A 9,326-nucleotide genomic window follows, 5' to 3' on the forward strand; every position below is an offset into this window, starting at 1 on the left:
GCACTCGCCGCACCGGCCGTGCCCCCGACGCCAGCCACGCCCGCCGCACCCGCACCGGCCGCGCCCGCCACGCCCACCGCACCCGCACCGGCCGCGCCCGCCACGCCCACCGCACCCGCCGTCGTCGTCTCTGCTTTCTTCACTGCTGGTCCCGCCTTCGGTGGTGCTGATCGATCGGTTCGCGCGTGTCGTCGGGTCGAGGGGGCCGGGGTCAGCCGCACAGGCAGGCCGACAGCAGCTCCGCGAAGCTCACGTCCTCCCGGGCCACCCCGAAGACCTCCGCCCGCAGGAGCACCCGCTCCGCCCAGGCGCGGTGCGGCCGGGCCTCGTTCATCTTGTTCGTGTACGCCGAGCGGAGTACCCCGCCGCCGTCCTGCTCCTGCCGCAGGATGTCGCGCGCGTCGCAGTACTCCTCGTGCGTGACCACGGACAGCGCGTGCACGGCGGGGACGTGGCTGGGGTGGATGCAGGTCTTGCCCAACAGGCCGTTGGCGCGGTCGAGTTCGACTTCGCGGATGAGCCCGTCCAGGTCGTGCTCGATGATCCTCCGGCGGACCTCCTCGCCGGAGGCCCGGGCGGTGCCGGCGGTCGCGGCGAACGGGGTGCGGCGCAGCTGCGGCTTGAACATCCGCTCCTGGACCGGGAAGTACTCCCAGACCGGCCCGGTCACGGTGTACCCGGTGCCGTCGGCCCGGCCGAGCACGTTGACCACGTCGCCGATCACGGCCGCGACCAGGGCCACGTCGTAGGCGGTGAGGTCGGGTGAGCGCCGCAGCCCGTAGGCGGAGCACAGGTCGGTGACGCCGAGCCGGACGGCGAGCACCCGTTCGCGGTGCCCGGCGAGCAGCTCGGCGATGCCGAAGAGCTGCTCGCGCCTGGTCTCCAGGTGGGCGAGTTCGGGCGATTCCAGGACGGGCATCGCGAACAGCCGCCGCCCGGTGGCGGCCTCGGCGGCGGCGAGTGCGGCCAGGTAGCCGACGCCGACCTGCGGGGTGAACTTGGGCAGGACGAAGCCGCTCAGCAGCCCGACGGCCGGGCCGAGCCGCTCGGCCAGGTCGAGGATCTGCTCGGCGGTGCGCACCCTGATGAAGAGAAGTGGATGATCCTGTGCACAGTCGGTGAAATCATTGACCAGGTCCGACAACTGCTCGACCAGGTTGCGCTCGCCCGCGTCCACCTCGTGGTCGGCGATCGCGTCCTCCAGGCAGAGCACCATCGACACCACGCCTTGCCCGGCCAGCTTGCGGATGTCGGCGGCCAGTGCGGGCCTGGTCGCGGGGCTGTAGAGGGTGCCGCCGAGGGCGGTGGAGAGCACCGCGGGCTCGCTCCCTGCGGTGAACGTCCTCGGCTGCTCCAGGAACAGCCGGGCACGGACGTCGTCGGCGAGGTGGCCGAAATGGCGCATGGTGCTCTCCTCGGGGCTGGACGGCGGACTGGCCGACCGGACGGACGGCCTCCGGCCAGCGGTTTCCGCCTGGACGCACCGCCGGCCGACTCCCCCCACCGGCCTCCGGGGGCCTGTTCGAAGGCCCATCGTACGGACGGATTCCGGCCGTTCCCGGCGCCGGGGCACTGAACTCCCGGAACATCCGACGGGCGCCGGGGCCCGCCCGGGGCACTCGCCCCGTGAACGGCCCGCCCAGCGGCCACCCAACCCCCGCCCGGCCCCCTGCCCGACTCCGGTCGGCCGCCCCCACCCACCGGAAGGCCCGCCGCAAACCTCGATCCGACGCAAGTCTTGGCAAAGTCCGCCCCCACGCCGACCGTCCCGGTCACGTTGTCCGAAGGGGTGGCGAACGGGCAGGATGGTCCGCTATGACGCACGTGATGGCCAAGGGCGCCAACATCGCACTGCCGGCGGCGGCGGTCCGCGCCGTGCTGCGCTGGAGCGCCACGCCCGGTGCGCCGGACGTGGACGCGTCCGCGCTGCTGCTCGGCACCAACGGCAGGGTCCGTTCGGACGCCGACTTCGTCTTCTACAACCAGCCCCGCCACCCCTCCGGCCTGGTCCGCCACCTGCCCAAGCAGCACACCGCGGGCGGCGCCGAGATCATCGACACGGTCGAGGTCGAACTGGCCAAGCTGCCCGCCGAGGTGGACCGGGTGGTGCTGGCCGGTTCCTCCGAGGGCGGCCCGTTCCGCGCCGTCCCGGGGCTGCGGCTGCTGCTGTTCGACGCCGCCACGGGTGACGGCGCGGTTCCGCTCGCCGAGTTCGCGATCGTGGACGCCGAGAACGTGTCCGCGCTGGTCGCGGGCGAGCTGTACCGACGCAACGGCTCCTGGAAGTTCCGGGCGATCGGCCAGGGGTACACCTCGGGGCTGATCGGCCTGGCCACCGACTTCGGCATCACGGTCGAGGACGAGGCGGAAGCCGCGGCCGCGGCCCAGCCGACCCCGGCGCCCGCCTCCACCGCCACCCCCACCGGCGCGGTCGACCCGCGGGCCACCCCGCTGCCCGACCCGCGCTCCGAGGCCCGGCCCGAGCCCGGCACCTTCACCCTGAGCCCGGCCGTCCCGCAGTCCCCGGCGCACCCCCCGGCGCAGCCCCCGGTCGCTCCCGCCACCCCGGCCCCGGCTGCCGCCGCCGCGAACGGCCCGGCGACCCCGCCGTCCGCCTCGCCGGCCACCCCGCCCCCGCCGGTGGCCCCGCCCACCGTGCCCCCGAACGTCCCCCCGGCGCCGCCCGCGCCGCCGACCCAACAGCCGACCCACCAGCCGGGCACCCACGCCGGCGGCTACGGCTACCCCCAGCACCAGCCCGGCACCGGGTACGGCTACCCGCAGCCCCAGCCCTCGACCGGCTACGGCTACCCCCAGCCCAACCAGCCGTACCCGCCGCAGCAGCCCCAGCCGGGCACCCACGCCGGCGGCTACGGCTACCCCCAGCACCAGCCCGGCACCGGGTACGGCTACCCGCAGCCCCAGCCCGGCACCGGCCAGCAGCCGCCCGTCCCGCCGCAGCCCCCGGCACCGGCGCCGACCCAGGCCCCGCCGCCAGCCGAGGAGTTCGCGCTGCCCCCGCAGGGCCCGCAGTTCCAGCCCCACTGAGCCGTCCCCGCCGGATCACCGCACACCGAACCGCCCCGCCGAGCCCGACACCCGACAGCCGGCGGGGCCGACGCAGCACCGCAGCCCGACAGCCCCACGGTCACGCCGCAGCCCCGCCGGGAGATCAGTCCCCGCCCCTGCTCGGCTGCTGCCCCTTGTACCCCCGCTGCCACTGCATCCCGAAGCCGTACAGCCGGTCGATGTCCGCCTGGAACCCGTTCACGTACCGCACCTCGCGGCGCACGGTCAGCTGGTTGTCCCCGGCGTTCTCGATCAGCACCACCGCGCAGGAGCGCGCCGCCCGGGCCCGTTCGTCCAGCTTGATCTCGATCCGCGGCCCGGTCTGCGGCACGATCGTTATCACCGCGTGGGTCTGCTCGAAGGCCGGGGTGCCGTCGTAGATGTAGACGAAGATCAGCAGCCGCTTGAACTTGTCCTTCTTCTCCAGGTTGACGTACATCGTCTCGCCGGAGGGCGCCCCGTACTGGTCGTCGCCGCTGAGCTTGATGAACGGCGGTTCCCGTAGGTCGCCGAAGAGTTCACCGAGCGGTTGCACCACGCCCCGGGTGCCGTCGGAGAGTTCGTACATGCAGGCGAGGTCGAGGTCGACGTTCAGCTGCTCGTTGCCCCCCGGCGAGTCGGGCTCCTGCGGGCTGAGGATCCGTGGACTGAACAACCGCTTGAGGGTGTCCCGGGTGCTCGGCCGGACGGCGCCCGAGCGCATGGTCCAGTGCAGGTTGACGTAGAGGTAGCCGGTGGTGGCGGCGGAGCCGGTGATCGCGTGCTGCGGCGCCGACTTGGTGAGCGTGACCTTGTGCTGCCCGCCCGGGTTGTCGAAGGTGTAGCTCTTGTCCCCGCGCAGGTACTCCCAGATCGAGACCATCCAGTCCTCTCCCCCTGCCTCTGTGCGGCGGTCTGACGATCCGCCGGTCCATGATCGGGCATCGACCAGGCCGACGGATACCCGGACTCCTCCTTTCCCTACCCCGCCCGGCCGTTGACGCCCACCCGTGACGCCCACCCGTGACCCGAACCGGTGGGTCGATTGGCCCGGGGAAGCCGCCCTCCCGTAACATGCCGCCCCTTCGGACGCGATATCGTCTAGCCGCACAGGTGTCCCGTCCGCCCCTGCGCGGGCGCGGTGGGCACGTCGTGCGGCGACGAACGGACCGTCAGGCGGTACCCGCCCCGCGGGACCTGACCACCTGTGTCGCGCTGTGAACCTGTCCCCTGCGGAAACCCGAGGCCCGACCCGCAATGAACCTGACCTCCATACAGCTGGTCTGGACCGTCGTCGGCGGCGCAGCCCTGCTGTTCGTCGCCATCCTGATGGCGACGCTGCGATTCAAGAGCACGAAGAACGACGAGGCCGGCGACTCCTGGGAGCGCAGCGAGGAGCGCCGCCGCCGCAAGGAGATGATCTACGGCATCTCCTCGTACACCCTGCTGTTCTGCTGCGCCGGCGTCGCGGCCGCGCTCTCCTTCCACGGCCTGGTGGGCTTCGGCATCGAGAACCTGGGCCTGTCCAACGGCTGGGAGTACCTCGTCCCGTTCGGCCTGGACGGCGCCGCGATGTTCTGCTCGGTGCTCGCCGTCCGCGAGGCCAGCCACGGTGACGCCGCGCTCGGTTCCCGCCTGCTGGTCTGGGTGTTCGCGATCGCCTCGGCCTGGTTCAACTGGGTGCACGCCCCGCGCGGCCTGGGCCACGCCGGCGCCCCGCAGTTCTTCTCCGGCATGTCGATCTCGGCGGCGATCCTGTTCGACCGGGCGCTCAAGCAGACCCGCAAGGCCGCGCTGCGCGAGCAGGGCCTGGTGCCGCGTCCGCTGCCGCAGATCCGCATCGTCCGCTGGCTGCGCGCCCCGCGCGAGACCTACGCGGCCTGGTCGCTGATGCTGCTGGAGAACGTCCGCAGCCTGGACGAGGCGGTCGAGGAGGTGCGCGAGGAGCGCCAGGCGAAGCTGGACGCCAAGGTGCGCGCCCGTTCCGCCGACCGCCGCGAGCGGGCCGAGCTGAAGGCCATCTCCCGCCAGGGCGGCATGCTCGCCCGGGCCCGCGGCGGGCGTCAGGTGCCCGCGCTCACGGCGGCCGGAGACGGCCAGACCGCTACGGAGCCTGCCCTAGCCGCCGAGAGCGACCGCACCGCCTCGACCGCGCAGGACCCGTACACCTCCTCCACCACCGCGCTGGACGCCGGCCGCCCGCCGCGGGCCGCCGTGGGGTCGTCCTACACCTCCTCGTCGAGCAGCTCGCTGTCGTCCTCGCTGTCGTCCTCCTCGCTGTCCTCGTCGAGCAGCTCGACCAGCAGCTCGACCAGCAGCTCGTACTCCTCCTCGGTCACCGGTTCGGCGAGCGGCTCGACCCCGTCCTACCGCAGCTCCACCGTCGACCTGACGTCCGACGACGACACCCTGTCGATGCCGAAGCTGGACTCGCTGGAGCGCAAGCTGCGCGCGATCGAGCAGCAGCTGGGCTGACCTCGGTCCCCGCCCCCGCCCCGCCCCCGCAGGAACAACGCGACGGCCGCCCCCGGATCTCCGGAGGCGGCCGTCGCGTTCCCCGGCCCCACGGCCGAGGGGGTGTCGGGCGGCGGACTACTGCCCGCTGCCCACGAGTTCCTTCTCCCCCTCCGCCGCCGCACGCCGGTTGCGCACCATCGAGGAGGCGAGGGCCAGCCCGATGAAGGCGACGCCGATCAGGCCGGTGACGATCTCCGGGATGTGGTACTTGATCCCGACCAGCAGGATCACCGCCAGCGCGCCGATCGCGTAGTGGGCGCCGTGCTCCAGGTAGACGTAGTCGTCCAGGGTGCCCTTGCGGACCAGGAAGACGGTCAGCGAGCGGATGTACATCGCGCCGATGCCGAGGCCCAGGGTGATCTGGAAGATGTCGTTGGAGATCGCGAAGGCGCCGACCACGCCGTCGAAGGAGAACGACGCGTCCAGGACCTCCAGGTAGAGGAAGAGGAAGAACGCGGCCTTGCCGGCCACCTGGACGACCGACTTGCCGGACTTCTCCGCCTCCTCCTCGCGCTCGGCCTCCTCCTCCAGGCCCGATTCGAAGATCGAGGAGAGGCCGCCGACGACGAGGTAGGTGATCAGGCCGAGCACACCGGCCAGCAGAACGGTTTCGGCGTGCTCCGCCGCGAAGAAGCGCGAGGCCAGCACCAGCGCGACCAGGGCGACGACGCTGGACAGGGCGTCCAGCTTGCCGACCTTCTCCAGCGGGCGCTCCAGCCAGCCGAGCCAGTTGTGCTCCTTCTCGTCGAACACGAAGTCGAGGAAGATCATCAGCAGGAAGACGCCGCCGAAGGCCGCGATGGCCGGGTTGGCCGCCTCCAGGTACTGGCCGTAGGTGAGACCGTCGTGGGTCGCGTTGGAGTGCAGCGCGAGGTCGATCACCGTCGCGGGGTTGAGCTTCGCGGTGAGACCGACGACCAGCAGCGGGAAGACCAGACGCATCCCGAAGACGGCGATCAGCACACCGACCGTCAGGAAGATCTTCTGCCAGTACGGGTTCATCCGCTTCAACACCGTGGCGTTGACCACCGCGTTGTCGAAGGACAGGGAGATCTCCAGGATGGAGAGGATCAGCACGATGCCGAAGCCTTGGGCTCCCCAGAGCAGTCCGGCCGCGATCAGGCCCAGGGCGGTGATCGCGAACGACCAGCCGAATGTGCGGAGGAACACGGGAGTTGGCTACCTTTCGGGTTCTGGCCGTGTCGGGGGCGGCCTGGTCCCGAGACGCCTGACCGGGCCGGGCCCGGTCAGGTCACCCCCGCACTGCCCTCTGTTCTCTTGATCGATTGATCGTTGATCATCTGATCGTTGATCGGTGCGATAAGTCTGTTTTGCGCCCTTACTGTACGTTGACGCCGAAGTCGAGCGCGATTCCGCGCAGGCCCGAGGCGTACCCCTGGCCCACCGCGCGGAACTTCCACTCACCCGCGTACCGGTACAGCTCGCCGAAGATCATCGCGGTCTCGCTGGACGCGTCCTCGGACAGGTCGTAGCGCGCGATCTCCTCGCCGCCGACGGAGTTGACGACCCGGATGTAGGCGTTGCGCACCTGTCCGAAGTTCTGGAACCGGGCCTCGGCCTCGTAGATCGAGACCGCGAAGACCACCTTGTCCGCCTGGGCCGGGACCAGCTCCAGGTTGACCAGGATCAGCTCGTCGTCACCCGTCTCGTCGCCGCCCACGAGGTTGTCGCCCTGGTGCTCCACCGAGCCCTCGGGGCTCTTGAGGTTGTTGTAGAAGACGAAGTACTCGTCACCGAGCACCCGTCCGCCACCGCAGAGCAGGGCGCTCGCGTCGAGGTCGAACGGTGCGCCCGTGGTCGAACGGGCGGACCAGCCGAGGCCGATCTGGACCTGCGTCAGGTTCGGCGCGGCCTTGGTGAGCGAGACGTTCCCGCCCTTGGCGAGCGTGACCACCATGGTGTTCTTCCTCCCTTGCTTCTCCCGGGGCGCCATACAGGTGTAGTCCCCCGCGGCCCCGGCCGGCCCGCTTCGGCCGGCTGAACTTCCTGAACTCACATCCTCGCAGCGCACCGGACCCCGACGAAGCCGGGCCGGTCCCGGCCCCCTTCGAAGCCGCTCCCGCCGCTCCGACCAAGCCGGTCAGGCCCCCTCCGGAACCGCTCCCGCCCCCCGACGAAGCCGGGGCGGCCCCGGACCTCGAAGGTCCGGGGCCGCCCCGGGGGCCGCGCAAGAGCCTTGCGCCGCAAGGGGACTCAGACGTTGACGCCGAAGTCCTGGGCGATGCCGCGCAGGCCGGAGGCGTAGCCCTGGCCGATGGCGCGGAACTTCCACTCGCCGCCGTTGCGGTAGAGCTCGCCGAAGACCATCGCGGTCTCGGTGGAGGCGTCCTCGGAGAGGTCGTAGCGCGCCAGCTCGACGTTGTTCGCCTGGTTCACCACCCGGATGAACGCGTTGCGCACCTGGCCGAAGTTCTGGCCGCGGTTCTCGGCGTCGTAGATCGACACCGGGAAGACGATCTTCTGCACGTCGGCCGGGACGGTGGCCAGGTTGACCTTGATCGCCTCGTCGTCGCCCTCGCCCTCACCGGTCAGGTTGTCGCCGGTGTGCTCGACCGAGCCGTCCGGGCTCTTCAAGTTGTTGAAGAACACGAAGTTCCCGTCCGAACCGACCTTGCCCTGCTCGTTGCAGAGCAGCGCGCTGGCGTCCAGGTCGAAGTCCGTCCCGGTGGTGGTCCGGACGTCCCAGCCCAGGCCGACCACGACGGCCTGGAGACCCGGCGCCTCCTTGGTGAGCGAGACGTTGCCGCCCTTGCTGAGGCTGACTCCCACGTGTCCTCCAAGAATCGGGAGGCACGGGTGGTGCCCCCGGGTGGTGCGGTTCGCGGCGCCGACCGACGAAAAACGGACGTACGCCGCACTCCGCCAACGGCCCGAGCGTAGTACCGGGTTCCCGTACGCACGCCCGAACGGCGGGGCCGGAGCGTCGCACGGGCCCCGTGGGGCCACCCGGGAGGCTCAGAGGCCGGCCAGGACCTCGAGGTACTCCTGCTCGTCCCGGGCGTCCGGGAGGCCGTTGACGACGCTCCAGCGCACCGTGCCGGCCCTGTCGATCACGAAGGTGCCGCGCAGCGGGCAGCCCCTCTCCTCGTCCAGGACGCCGTAGGCCCGGGTGACCTCGCCGTGCGGCCAGAAGTCGGCCAGCAGCGGGAACTCCAGGCCCTCCCGGTCGGCGAGGACCCGCTGGGAGAACTGCGAGTCGCAGGAGACGCCGAGCACCTGGACCTCGTCGTTCTGCAGCCCGGCCAGCTCGCGCTGGATCGCGCCCAGCTCGCCGGTGCAGACACCGGTGAAGGCGAACGGGTAGAAGACCAGGACGACGTGCTTGCGGCCGCGGAAGTCGGCCAGCCGGACCGTCTCCCCGTGCTGGGTGCCGAGCTCGAAGTCCGGAGCCTGGGTGCCGATCTCGATGGCCATGAGCGGGACCTTTCTGACGCGACCTGGCCGCGCGGCGGGCACGGCAGGCGACATCCTCGCATCCGTTGACCGACGTTCGGCCGAACGGATGACCCGGCCCGCCGGAAGACCCACCCTTCCGCCCTGAGCGAACGCCCGGACCGCCCGGACCCGGACCGCCCGGACCCGAACCGCCCGGACCGTCCGGGGCACCCGCGCCCCCGCCCGCGCACGGAGACCCGCACGCAAAAGCGCCGGGCCCCGACGGAGGAGATCCTCCGTCGGGGCCCAGGACGGGGGTCCGGACCCGTTTCGCGCTGTTTTGGTTGCTTCTCCGTGGGATTTGG

The 9,326-nt window shown here is 71.7% G+C and carries 8 protein-coding genes; 2 read left to right on the forward strand and 6 right to left on the reverse strand.

The window, feature by feature from the left end; all coding sequences use genetic code 11:
- Window positions 1-211 precede the first annotated feature (211 nt).
- Window positions 212-1,405, reverse strand: coding sequence for an HpcH/HpaI aldolase/citrate lyase family protein (locus tag ACZ58X_RS20855; RefSeq protein WP_470335098.1), 1,194 nt, complete (start codon window positions 1,403-1,405; stop codon window positions 212-214).
- Window positions 1,406-1,815: 410 nt separating this feature from the next.
- Between ACZ58X_RS20855 and ACZ58X_RS20860 the strand changes: the two genes are divergently transcribed.
- Entirely contained in the window at window positions 1,816-3,048 is a 1,233-nt protein-coding gene (locus ACZ58X_RS20860) for a TerD family protein (protein ID WP_470335099.1), read from the forward strand.
- A gap of 124 nt (window positions 3,049-3,172) precedes the next feature.
- Here ACZ58X_RS20860 and ACZ58X_RS20865 read toward each other — a convergent pair whose 3' ends face one another.
- Window positions 3,173-3,931 carry a Tellurium resistance gene (locus ACZ58X_RS20865; protein ID WP_470335100.1) on the reverse strand — a complete coding sequence of 253 codons (759 nt, stop codon included), beginning with the start codon at window positions 3,929-3,931 and terminating at the stop codon, window positions 3,173-3,175.
- A 374-nt stretch (window positions 3,932-4,305) separates the two neighbouring features.
- Here ACZ58X_RS20865 and ACZ58X_RS20870 point away from each other — a divergent pair, with 374 nt between their 5' ends.
- On the forward strand, window positions 4,306-5,523 hold the full coding sequence (locus ACZ58X_RS20870) for a DUF2637 domain-containing protein (protein WP_470335101.1): 1,218 nt from the start codon (window positions 4,306-4,308) through the stop codon (window positions 5,521-5,523).
- A 117-nt stretch (window positions 5,524-5,640) separates the two neighbouring features.
- Here the strand turns inward: ACZ58X_RS20870 and ACZ58X_RS20875 are convergent, their stop codons facing one another.
- From ACZ58X_RS20875 to ACZ58X_RS20890, 4 genes are all read right to left on the reverse strand, one after another.
- Window positions 5,641-6,735, reverse strand: coding sequence for a DUF475 domain-containing protein (locus ACZ58X_RS20875; protein WP_470335102.1), 1,095 nt, complete (start codon window positions 6,733-6,735; stop codon window positions 5,641-5,643).
- A 169-nt stretch (window positions 6,736-6,904) separates the two neighbouring features.
- On the reverse strand, window positions 6,905-7,483 hold the full coding sequence (locus ACZ58X_RS20880; protein WP_470335103.1) for a TerD family protein: 579 nt from the start codon (window positions 7,481-7,483) through the stop codon (window positions 6,905-6,907).
- A gap of 296 nt (window positions 7,484-7,779) precedes the next feature.
- The gene (locus ACZ58X_RS20885; protein ID WP_375887783.1) at window positions 7,780-8,355 is read right to left on the reverse strand and encodes a TerD family protein; all 576 of its coding nucleotides are present in this window, start codon (window positions 8,353-8,355) and stop codon (window positions 7,780-7,782) included.
- Between the two features lie 186 nt (window positions 8,356-8,541).
- The gene (locus ACZ58X_RS20890) at window positions 8,542-9,000 is read right to left on the reverse strand and encodes a peroxiredoxin (RefSeq protein WP_470335104.1); all 459 of its coding nucleotides are present in this window, start codon (window positions 8,998-9,000) and stop codon (window positions 8,542-8,544) included.
- Window positions 9,001-9,326: the final 326 nt, after the last annotated feature.

The organism is Kitasatospora sp. NPDC040550, assembly GCF_055594965.1.